At 58.7% G+C, this 13,941-nt stretch carries 13 protein-coding genes and 1 pseudogene; 7 read left to right on the top strand and 7 right to left on the bottom strand.

The features are described from left to right. Nucleotides 1–258: 258 nt before the first annotated feature. Together LG31_RS0107130 and LG31_RS0107125 are read right to left on the bottom strand one after the other, a co-directional pair. Nucleotides 259–1,329: an NAD(P)H-dependent flavin oxidoreductase gene (locus LG31_RS0107130; protein ID WP_033113792.1), complete on the bottom strand. Its 1,071-nt coding sequence runs from the start codon at nt 1,327–1,329 to the stop codon at nt 259–261. A gap of 74 nt (nt 1,330–1,403) precedes the next feature. Continuing rightward, the gene (locus LG31_RS0107125) at nt 1,404–2,045 is read right to left on the bottom strand and encodes a ribonuclease T2 family protein (protein ID WP_033113791.1); all 642 of its coding nucleotides are present in this window, start codon (nt 2,043–2,045) and stop codon (nt 1,404–1,406) included. A gap of 203 nt (nt 2,046–2,248) precedes the next feature. On the opposite strand from LG31_RS0107125, the gene LG31_RS0107120 reads away from it, so the two are divergent. Together LG31_RS0107120 and LG31_RS21825 are read left to right on the top strand one after the other, a co-directional pair. Further along, the gene (locus tag LG31_RS0107120; protein WP_005343397.1) at nt 2,249–2,809 is read left to right on the top strand and encodes a gamma carbonic anhydrase family protein; all 561 of its coding nucleotides are present in this window, start codon (nt 2,249–2,251) and stop codon (nt 2,807–2,809) included. A 12-nt stretch (nt 2,810–2,821) separates the two neighbouring features. Further along, a pseudogene (locus LG31_RS21825) lies at nt 2,822–2,920 on the top strand (carbonate dehydratase); the annotation flags it as partial. An 80-nt stretch (nt 2,921–3,000) separates the two neighbouring features. Here LG31_RS21825 and LG31_RS0107115 read toward each other — a convergent pair. Continuing rightward, the gene (locus LG31_RS0107115) at nt 3,001–3,909 is read right to left on the bottom strand and encodes an SAM hydrolase/SAM-dependent halogenase family protein (RefSeq protein ID WP_033113790.1); all 909 of its coding nucleotides are present in this window, start codon (nt 3,907–3,909) and stop codon (nt 3,001–3,003) included. A 215-nt stretch (nt 3,910–4,124) separates the two neighbouring features. Between LG31_RS0107115 and LG31_RS0107110 the strand changes: the two genes are divergently transcribed. From LG31_RS0107110 to LG31_RS0107095, 4 genes are all read left to right on the top strand, one after another. After that, a complete protein-coding gene (locus tag LG31_RS0107110) occupies nt 4,125–4,583 on the top strand; it encodes a hypothetical protein (protein ID WP_033113789.1) in 459 nt (152 codons plus the stop codon). A gap of 109 nt (nt 4,584–4,692) precedes the next feature. Beyond that, the gene (locus LG31_RS0107105; RefSeq protein ID WP_050513423.1) at nt 4,693–6,162 is read left to right on the top strand and encodes a GGDEF domain-containing protein; all 1,470 of its coding nucleotides are present in this window, start codon (nt 4,693–4,695) and stop codon (nt 6,160–6,162) included. A gap of 103 nt (nt 6,163–6,265) precedes the next feature. Next, entirely contained in the window at nt 6,266–7,516 is a 1,251-nt protein-coding gene (locus tag LG31_RS0107100) for a DEAD/DEAH box helicase (protein WP_033113788.1), read from the top strand. A gap of 20 nt (nt 7,517–7,536) precedes the next feature. Beyond that, nucleotides 7,537–8,172 carry a uracil-DNA glycosylase gene (locus LG31_RS0107095; RefSeq protein WP_033113787.1) on the top strand — a complete coding sequence of 212 codons (636 nt, stop codon included), beginning with the start codon at nt 7,537–7,539 and terminating at the stop codon, nt 8,170–8,172. 292 nt (nt 8,173–8,464) lie between these two features. Here the strand turns inward: LG31_RS0107095 and LG31_RS0107090 are convergent, their stop codons facing one another. Then, nucleotides 8,465–9,739 (bottom strand): lipopolysaccharide biosynthesis protein, encoded by a 1,275-nt coding sequence (locus tag LG31_RS0107090; RefSeq protein ID WP_033113786.1) that lies wholly within the window; start codon nt 9,737–9,739, stop codon nt 8,465–8,467. Nucleotides 9,740–10,073: 334 nt separating this feature from the next. On the opposite strand from LG31_RS0107090, the gene LG31_RS0107085 reads away from it, so the two are divergent. After that, nucleotides 10,074–11,498: a DASS family sodium-coupled anion symporter gene (locus LG31_RS0107085; RefSeq protein ID WP_033113785.1), complete on the top strand. Its 1,425-nt coding sequence runs from the start codon at nt 10,074–10,076 to the stop codon at nt 11,496–11,498. Between the two features lie 105 nt (nt 11,499–11,603). On the opposite strand, the gene cphA is transcribed toward LG31_RS0107085, so the two are convergent. From cphA to LG31_RS21165, 3 genes are all read right to left on the bottom strand, one after another. Next, nucleotides 11,604–12,368, bottom strand: coding sequence for a CphA family subclass B2 metallo-beta-lactamase (gene cphA / locus LG31_RS0107080; protein ID WP_084059561.1), 765 nt, complete (start codon nt 12,366–12,368; stop codon nt 11,604–11,606). 471 nt (nt 12,369–12,839) lie between these two features. Then, nucleotides 12,840–13,331, bottom strand: coding sequence for a hypothetical protein (locus LG31_RS20825; RefSeq protein WP_152598325.1), 492 nt, complete (start codon nt 13,329–13,331; stop codon nt 12,840–12,842). A gap of 16 nt (nt 13,332–13,347) precedes the next feature. Then, nucleotides 13,348–13,941, bottom strand: a 594-nt coding sequence (locus LG31_RS21165; RefSeq protein ID WP_161785971.1) for a hypothetical protein, incomplete at its 5' end; no start/stop codon positions are given.

Here is a 13,941-nt window from a genome sequence, read left to right as displayed (position 1 = left end):
CCGCTTGCCGTGTCGATGGGGCGCATTATAGAGAGATTGATCACATTGGCAAGGGCTGAAATGCAATAAAATCGCAAAAAACTGCACTTTATTGGTTATTCATATCAACCAACAAGCTTTGCACAGACTTATCCACAGAAAGGCGTAAAATCCGGATTGTTCGTAGCCATAACACAGCGCTTATCTGGTGGTTGAGCACGCAATTCGCCAACCATGCACCTCTCCTGCTTGCTCTCTTTTCTACTTATATAGAGACAATCACGCCAACCCGGCCTCCTTTATCCACTCCGCCACCAGCTCGCGGAGGGGCAGCTCACGACAACCGGAGAGATCCTTCCCCGCCCAGAGCGGAGAGAACCCGCTATCCCCCCGGGACTCTGCCGCAGCACGCAGCAGAGCCAAGGCGCCACTGGCATAAGGGAAGCAAGGCGCTAGATCCGAGAGCGGGCACAGCTCCCGCATCAACCGGTTGCTGATGCCGCGAGCGGGGCGGCCGCTGAACAGATTGGTCAGTGCCGTATGCTCACCTCGAGATGAGTGAAGCGCCGCACGATGCAGCGGCGAGGTCGTCGCCTCATGGCAGCAGAGAAAGGCGGTGCCCATCTGCACGGCGCTCGCCCCCAGCGCCAGCGCGTTGGCAATCCCCTTGCCATCGACGATACCACCGGCGGCGATCACCGGCAGGTCGATCGCGGCGAGGATCTCTGGCAGCAAGGTAAAGGTGCTCTGCTGCAGCGCGAGATCATCAGAGAGGAAATGGCCGCGATGACCGCCCGCTTCCAACCCCTGCGCAATCACCGCATCTGCTCCCTGGTGAGCAAGCCACTGCGCCTCGGCCACCGTGGTGGCGCTGGCCAGCACATAGGCGCCGCTCGCCTTTACGCTGGCAAGCAGCTCGGGGGCAGGCAAACCAAAGTGGAAGCTGACCACCGCCGGCCTGAACCCGGTCAGCAGTTCGGCATGTTGTGCGTTAAACGGGGCCCGGGTGGGTGCCCTGGCTGCGGCAGCCGTTGCTGCCGCGATGCTGATGTCAAACTCGGCATAGTAGGGAGAGAGCGCCTGTTGCCAGCGCATCTGCTGTTCCGGGCTCGGTTCCTCCTGCCGATGGCAGAAGAAGTTGACGTTGAAGGGAGCATCGGTCGCAGCCCGCATCGCCTGCAACTGGGCGGATAACTGCTCGCAGCCGAGCATGGCCGCCGGCAAGGAGCCCAGCAGGCCTGCCTGACAGGCGGCGATGGCCAATCGGTGATCCTGCACACCTGCCATGGGGGCCTGGATCAGTGGGTAACGCAGACCGAGGCGACGAGCAAAACGGGAAGAAGCATCCATGATCCAGACTCCTTTCTGCAAATGGCGGAAAAATAGAACGGGCCCATCATGGGCCCGCTCACGCTAGTGACACATCAACGCACGCTGCGCAGCAGGAAGTCCGGCTGACCGCAGGAGCGGCGCTCGCGCTTTTGCATCTCGGCGGAACAGGTGACCGCATCCGTCCCCTCTTTATTGACGCAGATGTAGATCTCCCGCAGGAAGCGGCCACTATCGGCGCACGCTACCGTGATGTTGTCGGGAGCCAGCCACTCGTTGGCGCTCGCCAGATCGGCCTTGAGCTGGAAGGTGCTCTTGCGCAGCGGCTCTTCCGGGGATTGATAAGCCGCCGGGATCTTCACCTTCTGGCGCAGGTCGCTTGCCAGCTGATGAAATTGGGGCTGACTCAGGCCGGAGCAGGTGCCGTGCTTCTCCCACTCATGGCGATAGAGAAAACGGCTGGGGTAGAGGCCGGCAAACTCCTGCTCCATGTTGGCGTCGAGCCGCTCGCGGGTGCAGTTGCTAGGATAACCGCGATCATACTGGGGCCAGAGACCGTGCAGCACAAAACCCAGTTTGCGGGAACATTGATCCTTGTCCGCAGGCTTGACGGCGCAGTGCTCGGGCGACCAGGAGAGCGCCAGCGCATAGTAATCAAAGTCACCCGCCACCCCTTTCGCCTGCACCGCAGAGGAGAGCAGCAAACCACCAGCCAACAGGGCCATCATCTTCTTCATCTTTATATCCATCCAAACCGATTCTCGGGATGGCAGCCATGCTCCCATATTCCGGCGAGCGGAAACAGTGATCGCGGCGCTGCTTGCGACAAGGGTCAGACCAGTCAGGGCTTTCACCGAGGGGCAACGAGGGGTAAGCTGACCGACCGGTGGGCGCCTCGTCCACCACCCAAGCACTCCTCTTGGCAACCACAGGATGTAACATGATCCGCAAAAATCCCTCCGGCCACCTGCCGGTCATCGATGAATCCGCCTATATCGACAAAACCGCCATCATCTGCGGCAAGGTGATCATCAAAGAGAATGTCTTCGTCGGCCCCTACGCGGTGATCCGCGCCGACGAGGTGGATGCCAACGGCGAGATGGAGCCCATCGTCATCGGCGCCAACTCCAACATTCAGGACGGGGTGGTGATCCACTCCAAATCTGGCGCCGCCGTCACCATCGGCGAATACACCTCCATCGCCCACCGCTCCATCGTCCACGGGCCGTGCGAAGTGGGGAACCGGGTCTTTATCGGTTTCAACAGCGTGCTGTTCAACTGCCATATCGGCGACGGTGCCGTGGTGCGTCACAACTCGGTGATCGATGGCTGCGATCTGCCACCGGAGTTCTACGTCCCATCCACCACCCGCATCAACCAGCAGAGCGATCTGACCCATATCCCGCGGGTTTCGGTAGATGCCGCCGAGTTCTCCGAGGACGTGGCCCACACCAATATCGATCTGGTAAAAGGGTACAAGGCGCTCTCCAACGAGTTCTGATCCCTCTATTTCCCGCGGGTTTCGGTAGATGCCGCCGAGTTCTCCGAAGACGTGGCTCACACCAATATCGATCTGGTCAAAGGGTACAAGGCGCTCTCCAACGAGTTCTGATCCCTTTCTTTATCACCAGAGAACAAAACGGGCGCCGAGGCGCCCGTTGCTGTTTCTATCGCTACTTATATATGTGCGGATCAGGAGCACTTCTTCAGGCTGATATGCCAGTTGGCACCGGATTGCACTTGATGCTTGGCAGCGAAGCTGTCCATATTCAGCGCCACCGACACCTGCAGCAGGCTGTTAAGGTAGACCAGCGGCTGCCCTTCCGGCACATCGCCAAAGCTGCTGACGTAGGGTGCCTTGCCGTCATATTTCAGCGCAGAGCCTTCGCTGATCTTGATGCAGGCGGTATCCCCCTTGTTGATCCCCGCCTTGGTCAGCAGGGTATCGTCGATATTGGTCCAGACGTTGCCATACTGCACATCGAGGATCGGGATGGTGCCCTTGAGGGTGCCATCCTTCTCGGCTACCGCAGCCTGATAGGGGATCTTCACCACCTCGGCAGGCAGTTTCGGGCCCACCTGCTCGTAGCTGATGGCACCGGAGGCGAGCCGGGCGCCGGTGTAGGCATACACATCGCGACCATGGAAGGTGTAGGACTTCTCGGAGCCCTTGAGGCGGTTGGTCTTCTCGTCGATCTGGCGCACGGTGTCGATGCCGAAGTGTTCGGCTACCAGAGTCAGGGTGCCGTTATCCGGGCTGACGATGTAGTGGCCGCTCTTGGTCTTGAGCACCACCGACTTGCGATCGGTGCCGACACCCGGATCCACCACGCTGACGAACACAGTGCCCTTGGGCCAGTACTGCAGGGTCTGATAGAGGCGGTAGGAGGCTTCCCAGATGTTGTAGGCCGGGATCTCGTGGGTCAGGTCATAGAGCGGCAGGGTGCGGTCCACCCCGAAGGCAACCCCCTTCATGGCCGAAACGGCGCCATCTTTGAGGCCAAAGTCGGTCTGGATCACCAGCGCCTCGTTGGCGGTGGCAACACTGCTGGCCAGCAGCAGGGCGAGCGCAATGGCGCGGGGAGCGGTACGAATATCCATATCTGAACTCCTGAAACGGTGGCAATGAGTGGTTAAAAACTTTCATTTGGCCATCCAGACTGCCACAACAGGAATTTATTGCAAGGTGTTCACACCAAAGTGAGCCGCCACTCGCAAAACAGAGGGGCTGTGGCAGAAATTGTGCTCGCCAAAGCCGGTTGATGGCGTTATCAAAAGAGGGTTGTCACACTCGCCCCCGACAGGAGTTCCGCACCATGAATCCCGCCCCCGACACCACACTGTTACTGGAGATTGGCGAGCAGCGCAGTCAGGTCTGGCTTGGCCACGCCGATGCTCCCCTCGCCAGCTGGACGCTCGCCTTCGGCACCCGCGCCATCCAGCCCGGGCCATTTCGCCACGCACCGCCCACCCCGCTCGAACTGGAGCGCGCCATCATGGTGGTAGAAGATGAGCTGATGCGCATCGCCCCCGAAATACCGCCCGGTCTGCCCCTCACCCTGCGCAGCGAGCCCTCGCTGGCCGAAGTGCTGGGGGATAACACCATGAGCCGGGAACTGGTGGAACAAGCCTTTGGCCAGCTGGCCGCCATGGCAGAGGGGGATCCCCTCGCCGCCAGCCAGTTACCGCGGGAGGGGGAGTTTGCCGCCGTGCTGCTGATCGTGCGGGAGTGGTTGCACCATCTGGCCAGCGAGCAGGTGTTGCAGGTTGAATAGCCGGCCGCGCCGGGGCTGACGCCGAGCGGGGTGGCATATACTCAATCATGTCCACGCCCACAATCCGCCACCTGCGGCTCCTTTACCCCACTCAGGAGAGACCCCGGCCATGGCCTGGTATCAGATTCGACTCGACCGTCCCAGAGCCACCCTGCTGGGGCTCGCCCTGCTGGTATTGGGCGGGCTGGGTTGCGTCCTCTATTACACCTATCTCAACATCCAGCACGATATGAACCTCATCACCGCCAAGCAGAAGAACGTGTTCGACGTCTTCTACCAGCGGGCCAAGATCCTCAAGGTGGAGAACATCGCCAGCTATCTGGCACAGCACCATCCGCTCGACCGGCGCCCGCCCCCGAGCGGCGTCGGCACCGACTATCTCTACGGCTACGACCTCAAGAGCAAGGAGCGCTTTGCCGATGTCCCGCTGCAATACCCGGCGGCCAATATCCTCAACACCTTCCGCTACGCCCTCTCCTACCCGGAGGTGATCAACATCTACACCATCTGGGACGACTACCGGCTGATCGGTATGGTGGCCAACGAGCGTATCCTGCCCGCCAAGCTGGGCTCTGTCCGGGTGGATCTGATGAGCTTCCGCCCCTGGTATCACTACTTCGGCTGCGCCAGCTTCAGCAAGCTCCGGCACTTCTGCAGCACGGATGAAGCGGTGGTCTCCAATATCGAGGTAGACAGCTTCAGCCTGCGCAACACCATAGTGATGTACTTCCCCTTCACCTATCAGCTGGGGCGCGGCGGCTACAAATATGGCCTGCTGGCCATCGACATCGCGGTAGATGAAGCCTTCAACGAGGTGCTGCGTCCCTTTCAACATCTCAACCCGAGCCGCACCGCCATCGCCTTCGATGCCGCCGAGCCGTGCCGCGCCTTTCATCTCTGCCTCAACAAACCCTTTATGCAGACCAAGAGCGGCGCCGTGCTCTATCTGAAGTGGTCCTACTCCTGGCTCGACTTCATCAAGCTGGCGCTCCACAGCGCGGCCTTCAAGGTCTACATCATCATCATTCTGCTGGCGATGGTGGCATGGAAGCAGCTCTACCAGCGGCTGCGCACCCTAGCCCACACCGATCACCTGACCCAGCTGCCGCGGCGCGACATCCTCAACCGCACCATGCTGCACGAACACGACTACCTGATGATCCTCGACATCGACAACTTCAAGTCGATCAACGACACCTATGGCCACGGTACTGGCGATCAGGCGCTGGTCGCCTTTTCCCGCCACCTCAGAAGCAATATCCGCAAGGTGGACAGCGCCATCCGCTGGGGCGGCGAGGAGTTCATCGTGCTGTTCAAGGGGATGGATGATGACGAGATGATGCGCCACTCCGCCGCCCGGCTACTCGCCCGCCCCCTCACCATTGCCGAGCTGCCCGACCCCATCACCTTCTCGGCAGGGGTGATCCGCATTCGCGACTACCTGTCGGTGGCCGAGGCGGTGCATCTGGCCGACGAGCTGCTCTATCACGTCAAACAGCAGGGCAAACACAATATCGCCAGCTACGATGGCCAGCGGATCCACCTGATCCGCGACCCCGACGCCGAAACCGCCAGCTAAGCTGGCCCGCCTTCTGCCACTCCCCCTCTATCTGTTACCATCGCGGCCACGATCACTCACTGCATCGTGGCCGCTGGCCGCGATAACCCCGACTGGTGCCCCTATGTCCACAGCCTCCTTTGCCGAACTGGCCCTCTCCCCCCGCTTGCAGCAGACCCTGACCGAACTGGGCTATGCCGCGCCGACCCCGGTGCAGGCCAGCGCCATCCCCGTCATTCTGGCGGGGCGCGATCTGATGGCGGGCGCCCAGACCGGCACCGGCAAGACCGCCGCCTTCGTGCTGCCACTGCTAGAGCAGCTGCTACAGCAGCCACAGGCAGAGCCCCGCCCGATCCGCGCACTGGTGCTGGTGCCGACCCGCGAGCTGGCGGTGCAGGTCGCCGAAAGCGTGGCGCGCTACGGTCAGGGGACAGGTCTCACCAGCACCCAAGTCTACGGCGGGGTGAGTATCGCGGCGCAGGTAGAGGCGCTTCAAGCCGGAGTGGATATCCTGATCGCCACCCCGGGCCGCCTGCTCGACCATCTGCGGCAGGGGGCCTTGAGTCTGGCCGCGCTGCGCCATCTGGTGTTTGACGAGGCGGATCGCATGCTCGACATGGGCTTTATGGACGAGATCAAGGCGCTGCTCAAACAGATCCCGGCGGATCGCCAGACCCTGCTCTTCTCCGCCACCTGCGATGACAACCTGTTTGCCCTCTGCAAAGTGCTGCTGCGCGACCCGGCGCTTATCGAGGTGGCGCCGCGCAACACCACGGCAGCCGAGGTGGAGCAGCGGGTTTATACGGTGGATAGCGATCGCAAGCTGGCGCTGGTCGAACATATGCTGAAAGTGAAAGGCTGGGCACCGGCCCTCATCTTCAGCCGCACCCGTCAGGGGGCTGACAAACTGGCCCAGCAGCTTGGCAAGGCGGGCATCAATGCGCTCGCCTTCCACGGCGACCTGTCGCAGAGCGCGCGGGAGAAGGTGCTGCTGGAGTTTCGCGCCGGCACCCTGCAGGCGCTGGTCGCCACCGACGTGGCAGCCCGCGGCCTCGATATCACGGACCTCAACTACGTGATTAACCTCGAATTCCCGTTTGTGGCCGAGGATTACGTCCACCGTATCGGTCGCACCGGTCGCGCTGGCAACAAGGGGCTCGCCATCACCCTGTTCAGCCCGGAAGATGCGCCGCTGCTGGAGAAGGTGGAAGCAGTGCTCGACACCCGTTTGCCCCAGCAGTGGTTCCCCGGCTTTGAGCCGGACCTCACCCGCTTCGAGCCCGAGCCGCGCCGCAACAGCAAGGCGGCCCAGAAGCAGCGCGCCAGAAAGCAGGCCCTCGCTGGCAACAAGGGTGGCAAGGGTCGTAAACACTGACAGCGCTCAGAGAGGACAAGATGGATCAACCCAAAATACTGGCCGATGACGAGATCAGGCAGGCCCGGCTGGCACAGCTCGATGAACCCCATATGCGCCCGCTGACTCAATTTGTCAGCAGACACCGTGAAGAGATGGGTGAGGATGCGGCCATTCCGAACTTCGACCCATGGGATGGCGGCATCAATGCCGAAGTGCTCTTCCTGCTGGAGGCGCCGGGCCCCCGGGCCAGAAATTCTGCCTTTGTCTCCATGAACAACCCGGATGAGACGGCGAAGAATTTCTTTCTGGCGTGCCAGACCACAGGAATTGAGCGTAAACGCATCGTTATCTGGAACATAGTCCCGTGGTACATCGGCTCGGATACCCGGATCAGGGCGGCCAACGCCTCTGATATCAAGCAGGGCATTCGTTCGTTGGCCGACCTCTTGAGCCTGCTGCCAAAACTGCGCGCTATCGTGCTGGTTGGTAAAAAAGCTCAACGGGCAGAGAAGCATCTCGCCACTATTGCCCCCGAGCTCACACTCTTTACCTGCCCCCACCCCAGTCCGATGTTTGTAAACAACAAACCCGGCAACCGGGATGTGCTGATTGCCAGGTTGCAACCAGTACAACAGCTCCTCGCGTCGCAGGCGTGCAACAGCACGATTCAATAACGCACATACCAACCGGAACAAGCCCCTGTGCGGCCGGTTTTGCCGCCGTGCAGGGGCGCAGCGGCAAACCGGCTCACTATAAGCAAGATTTATGGGTTTTCCCGAAATGACCCAACTCCAGCTTATACCGGCCACCGCCAAGCCCCGTATGCCATAAAGGGGCAACAGCGGGGCTGCGAGCCCTATAAAAAGAGAACGCCCGATCGGGCGTTCTTTTTCCTTTGACGCTTCAACCCATCCTCTCCTGCCAACCCCTTCTGCCCACAGATACTGCGAGCCTTCGCAGCAACGGCTAGGGCGCCGTCGCCAGCTCGGGTGGCAGGGTACGCAGGATCTGCCGCTCCGCCAGGGTCGAGAGAATAAACATCACCATATAACCGAGGCCCAGCGCCACGATAATCGCCACCACGTTGGCGGTGAACTCGGCCACCAGATAGTAGGCGGCGACCAGAGCCACTATACCCGCCAGCCGGATCAGCAGGCTCTGGGTAAAGTGGCCGTGAGCTTTAATGTAGGCGAGCTGATAGCCGTTGAGCATCATAAAGATGAAGAAGATGGAGAAGTGGAACAGCACCGGCACCGCCCCCACGTAGTCGGCGGGGAAGAACAGCAGCACCAGCGGCTTGCCCGCCAACAGCATCAGGCCAAAGAAGGCCAGACTGACGATGGTGGAGAGGCGGAAGATCCAGCTGCGGATCATCCTGATCTGGCGGTGATCGCCGTTGCGCAGATTGACCGCCAGCTCAGGCAGCACAAAGCGGTAGATGGGGAAGACGAACAAGGTGGTCATATAGGTGAAGATGGGGCGCACCACCACCTGAAAATCCCCCAGCTCGTCGAGGCTGAAGTGGCGGATGGTGAGCAGCACAGTGATGTAAATCATCAGGATGCTGGCCCCCGCCTCCAGCGAGGCGGTAAAGCTCTTCTTCACATAGCTCACCATCTCGGGGCCGAGCGCCACCTTGGCGAGCGGCCTGGTGGCGATGGCCCGGCGCCGCGAAACATACATATAACCGGCGATGGCGAGCGACGAGAAGGTCAGCCCGTAGAAGAGCGAGGCAAGCGCATCCATCCCGAGCCCAAAGTAACAGGCCATAAACAGCAGGCCGTTGGCCAGCGGCTCCAGCCAGGTGACCCGATTGGAGAGCGCATACATCCGGTACATGGCCACCAGATTGGTGAAGTAGACCTTGAGCCCCAGCCCGAAGATGACCCCCACCAGTTGCAGATACTCCACCCGGATATGGAGCCCGTGCTTGATATAGGGGATCACCGCTCCCCAGGTGAGCAGCACAATGCCGATGAGGAAGTAGCGAAAGATATTGATGATGTCCCGATCATTTTTGGTCTGGGAGTAGCTCACCACCATGGAGGAGCGAAAACCTGTCATCAGGATAAAGGAGAGGGAGATCAAATCCACCACGCTGTTGAACAGCGCCAGCTCCCCCTTGGCGACCCACTGCGCCAGCCACACCTTGAAGGCGAAGCCGATAACGATGCTGACCAGCGAGGCCCACATCCCGGTGATAAACGCCTGCTTGAGGCGCGCAAGAGAGGCGTATTGCATAACGAAAATTTATGGTTTTCCGGGGAATGACTAAACGCCATCTTATGAAAGCCCACCCGCCTTGAACAGCCTTAATCCCGGGCACTCACAGCAACCAAGAGCAAAACGCCCGATCCCGGGCGTTTTGTTGTTCACCACTTTTTCATTGCCCGCCGATTGCCCTGCACCACCCCATCTCCACAAGGCCAGCCAAGACCAAATAACCACCAGCAATTAATCAAAAAATCAATTTGATGCAATTGATGGATTTGGCATCCATCAATACCCCTTTTATAGTAGGGGGGCTGAAGCGGCCTCAATCGCTCCCTCCCCACTCATTCCGGACAGGAATCTTATGAAAAAACTCACTCTCGCCCAGCTCGCCGCACTCGTGACCGTGCTGCTGGCTATCCTCTGCTGGCAACTGCCAGCACCGGCCGGACTGGCACCGGCGGCCTACCACACCGCCATTCTGTTTATCGCCACCATACTGGTCATCGTCACCAACATAGCGCCGACCGGCTATATCGCCATCCTCTCCCTCGGGCTCTACGCCGTGCTCCATGCCGGCGGCGAAGCGACCCCCAAGGCGGCCATAGAAGGGGCGCTGGTCGATTTCAACCACCCGCTGATCTGGCTTATCGTCATCGCCTTCATGATTGCCAGCGCCTTTGCCAAGACCGGCCTTGGCAAGCGGATCGCCCTGCTGCTGCTCAGCCGCTTCGGCCAGTCCACACTGCGCTCCGCCTACTGTCTGGCGGTTGCCGACTTTATTCTGGCCCCCGCCACCCCGAGCAACACGGCCCGCGCCGCCATCGTCGCCCCCATTGCCGACTCGCTGGCCAAGACCATCAACAAGGATGACCGCAAGCTGGGCCAGTTCCTGCTCTCCAGCGTCAGCGCCATGAACGACGCCTCGGCGGTCGCCTTCAGCACCGGCTTTGCCGGCAATCTGGCGCTGGTCGGCATTGCCGCCAGCGTCGCCGGGCTGACGGTCGGCTTTCGCGAATGGGCGCTCTATCTGCTGCCGCCCGCCATCGGTCTGCTGCTGATCATGCCGCTGGTGCTCTATATGGTGATCCGCCCCGAGACCCGCGACACGCCGGATGCCCCCCGCTTCGCCCGCGAGGAGCTGGCCAAAATGGGCCCCCTCTCCCGCCATGAAAAGAGCCTGCTCGCAGTCTTTGTCGGTCTGGTGGTGCTCTGGGTCGGTGGCAGCAATCTGGGGCTGGATGCCACCACGGTCGCCTTTCTCGGTCTGGCCGCCCTGCTGCTGCTCGGCGTGCTGAACTGGAACGATGTGAAGGGCAACAGCGCCGCCTTCGATACCCTGATCTGGTTCAGCGTGCTGATGGGGATGGCCGACAACCTGAAGCGGGTCGGCTTTACCGGCTGGCTGGGGGATGAACTCTCCGGCTTTATGCACAGCACCCTCGGCGGGCTCGGCACCATTCCCATGCTGCTGGTGGTGATGGGGCTCTACCTCTTTACCTCCTACGCCTTCGCTTCGGCCACCGCCAAGGTGGTGGCGCTGGCGCCGGTGATTGCCGGGGCCCTGCTGGCGGTCGGCGTGCCTGCAGAGCTCGCCATCTTCAGCATCGCCGCCATCACCAACGTCGGCTGCAACCTCGCCACCTACTCCCACGCCCGCATCCCGCTGCTGATGGGGATGGGCTATCACACCAGCGCGGAGTGGATGCGCATCGGTCTGGTGATCGCCATCGTGGGCTTTGCCGTGGTGATGAGCATCGGCCTCACCTGGTGGCAGTGGCTGCTCTGATAACAAAAGGGCCCGTAACGGGCCCTTTTGCATAAGATGGTGTGCAGTGTTCTATACCGACGCTGCGCTTGCCACAAGCTGCGGCATGTTTAAAAACAGCGCGGGTCAGCTCTGCGGCGCCGCCTTGATCAGCTCTTCATAGTGATCAATCAGCTCGGGGCCGTGCAGCGGTGAGTCGTGACCGCCGATCACCGTCTTGATCGGCAGCTTCATCGCTTTGAGCCGCTCGATGGTCTGCGGATACTCCTTCACATTGGCAAAGCTCAGGTTGCCCAGCTTCTCCTTGAGGATGCAGTTGCCATAGAGCACCTGCTCGTCGGGGAAGTAGACAAAGATGCCGTCCGGCGTATGGGCCGGGCCCGCGTAGAAGGCGCGCACCTTGCCCTCTTGCAGCTTGAAGTCGCCATCGTGCACCACGTTCGGCAGCACCAGCGGCAGATCCGGGTACTCCGGCAGCCCCTTGCGGGTAAAGGCGACAATCTCGGCCCAGTCGCTCTTCATCAGATCCCGGGTCTGGCGCGTCGCCACCACCTTGGCCCCGATGGACTTCCAGTAGGCGTTACCGCCCGCCCGATCGGTGTGGTAGTTGGTGTTGATCACCTCCAGCACCGGCTTGCTGCTGACCCGTTTGATCAGCTTGTGCAGCTCGCGGGCGGTATCCGGCGTCCAGGTCGCCCCCACCACAGTCACCCCCTTGGCCCCGAAATAGACCATGGAGTTCTCTTTGACGTAGTAGTTGTCCTCCACCACATAGACCGGGCCGCTCACCTGCTTGAGGGAGATCCCCGCCGCCCGCACGCTGCCACCCCAAAAACTCGCCATCAGCACCACAGCCCCTGCCAACCCGCACTTCATCCAACCTTTCATCATCTTGCTCCCTCGAACCAACCGCCCCTCGCCACCCCTGTGGCAAGCCGGGCCTTTTAAGCAGTGAGCAGAAGATACGGGGGATTTGTGAGGGGAAAATGAGGTTGTGTGAAGAGAAGGTGAAGTCTGGGGCAAGTCCGGAGCAATCAGCAGCGACCTCCTATTCGCGAACGTCCGAATACGCTTCGCTATTCGAACCTACAACACAGATAGCAACCCCTCACCCTAACCCTCTCCCAGGGGAGAGGGGATGGCCCGAGCCAATTCCAAGCCCGGTTGCCAAACCAAATCAGAGGCGCATATTTTCACCCTTCTCCCCTTGCGGGAGAAGGGCTGGGGATGAGGGGGAGGTAACAATAAGCCAGATCATGTAGGGTCGATTAGCGCAGCGTAATCGTCCGTTTACCGCCACGCATCGAGTCATGGCAAGGCCAACAGGAAACTCTGAATATCACCTGCTTATCGGCACAGGGCTTATAAATCATCATCAACTTCTTTTTCTGTTTTTAGCCTATGTAATCGCTCAACAAACTTAATATTATTTACCATCACGGATAACATTGCTTTTATTTGATTTATACATAAAAAGACTAACAACCAAACATTTAAAAATCTAATCTCAGGTATATATTCCACAAACAAAGGATGGTTTGAATAGAGCGCATACAACAGACTGCAAAATAAAGTACAAACAAGAACTGATGCCGAAGTAAAAATTATAATAACTAATGATTCAATTCTTCTGGTACTTTCCGTCCCTTTTAACAAGGAAACTGTTGAAGGATTAGTAAATGATGTGATTGCCTCTGGGTAAATATAAGCGATCCATATACCTGCAATAGTAAATATTGCAGCGGATATATTCTGAAGAACTGACATAACTGATGATATATCTGAATATGACACATACTCAAAACAGCTGTATGCGACTAGTATACCCGCGACTAAATAGATAATTTGTGCCATGAAAACTCTCAGCATATCAAGCCACCACAGTTACCTTGTATTCATCAGCTACATTTTCATTATTTTTCTCAGTAAAACTAATTAATGACTTACGTTCTTTTAACAGTGAGCCAAGAATTACTTTAGCTGGAAAGTAACTTTCATTCATTTTTTCATTTTTCTTGATCAGAATTTTTTTCCTTTCAACATATCGATCAAACCACTTTGTCGGCGCATCTCTACCATCCGTTTTAAACCCAACATTGTCCCACTTACTCCGAGGATCATGTTCCTCAGCATAGGTCTCCAGAATACCCTTTAATTCAGAAACAGTAAGGGATTCTTCTGATATAATCTCAACCTGCTTACTTCTGGATACCCTTTCATTATTTCCAGTTACTTTATCCCACATTTCAAACACCACATTTCTTTCTACTTTCTTAGTAGTTGAAATGGTCTCCCTAACAACAAGGTGTGATATGTTTTTAGCAAGTTCAGCCAATGTTGCATCTCCAATTGATAATTCTTTCATATCAGCCTTTAATTTAAAAACCAAAGAAAAAGAACCATCACGTGATGTATACGATACATGTTTAGTAATTATTTCACGGCCTGCCCTAACATTTGGAAT

The sequence above is a fragment of the Aeromonas lacus genome (assembly GCF_000764665.1).
In the GTDB taxonomy this organism is placed as follows: Bacteria; Pseudomonadota; Gammaproteobacteria; order Enterobacterales; family Aeromonadaceae; genus Aeromonas; species Aeromonas lacus.
Note: the sequence above shows the minus strand (reverse complement) of the source record. Positions and strands in the feature narration are given on the sequence as shown.

Coding starts and splice junctions, on each gene's coding strand:
- LG31_RS0107130 (WP_033113792.1), bottom strand. CDS start 1,329: ATGGATGCTTCTTCCCGTTTTGCTCGTCGCCTCGGTCTGCGTTACCCA.
- LG31_RS0107125 (WP_033113791.1), bottom strand. CDS start 2,045: ATGAAGAAGATGATGGCCCTGTTGGCTGGTGGTTTGCTGCTCTCCTCT.
- LG31_RS0107120 (WP_005343397.1), top strand. CDS start 2,249: ATGATCCGCAAAAATCCCTCCGGCCACCTGCCGGTCATCGATGAATCC.
- LG31_RS0107115 (WP_033113790.1), bottom strand. CDS start 3,909: ATGGATATTCGTACCGCTCCCCGCGCCATTGCGCTCGCCCTGCTGCTG.
- LG31_RS0107110 (WP_033113789.1), top strand. CDS start 4,125: ATGAATCCCGCCCCCGACACCACACTGTTACTGGAGATTGGCGAGCAG.
- LG31_RS0107105 (WP_050513423.1), top strand. CDS start 4,693: ATGGCCTGGTATCAGATTCGACTCGACCGTCCCAGAGCCACCCTGCTG.
- LG31_RS0107100 (WP_033113788.1), top strand. CDS start 6,266: ATGTCCACAGCCTCCTTTGCCGAACTGGCCCTCTCCCCCCGCTTGCAG.
- LG31_RS0107095 (WP_033113787.1), top strand. CDS start 7,537: ATGGATCAACCCAAAATACTGGCCGATGACGAGATCAGGCAGGCCCGG.
- LG31_RS0107090 (WP_033113786.1), bottom strand. CDS start 9,739: ATGCAATACGCCTCTCTTGCGCGCCTCAAGCAGGCGTTTATCACCGGG.
- LG31_RS0107085 (WP_033113785.1), top strand. CDS start 10,074: ATGAAAAAACTCACTCTCGCCCAGCTCGCCGCACTCGTGACCGTGCTG.
- cphA (WP_084059561.1), bottom strand. CDS start 12,368: ATGATGAAAGGTTGGATGAAGTGCGGGTTGGCAGGGGCTGTGGTGCTG.
- LG31_RS20825 (WP_152598325.1), bottom strand. CDS start 13,331: ATGGCACAAATTATCTATTTAGTCGCGGGTATACTAGTCGCATACAGC.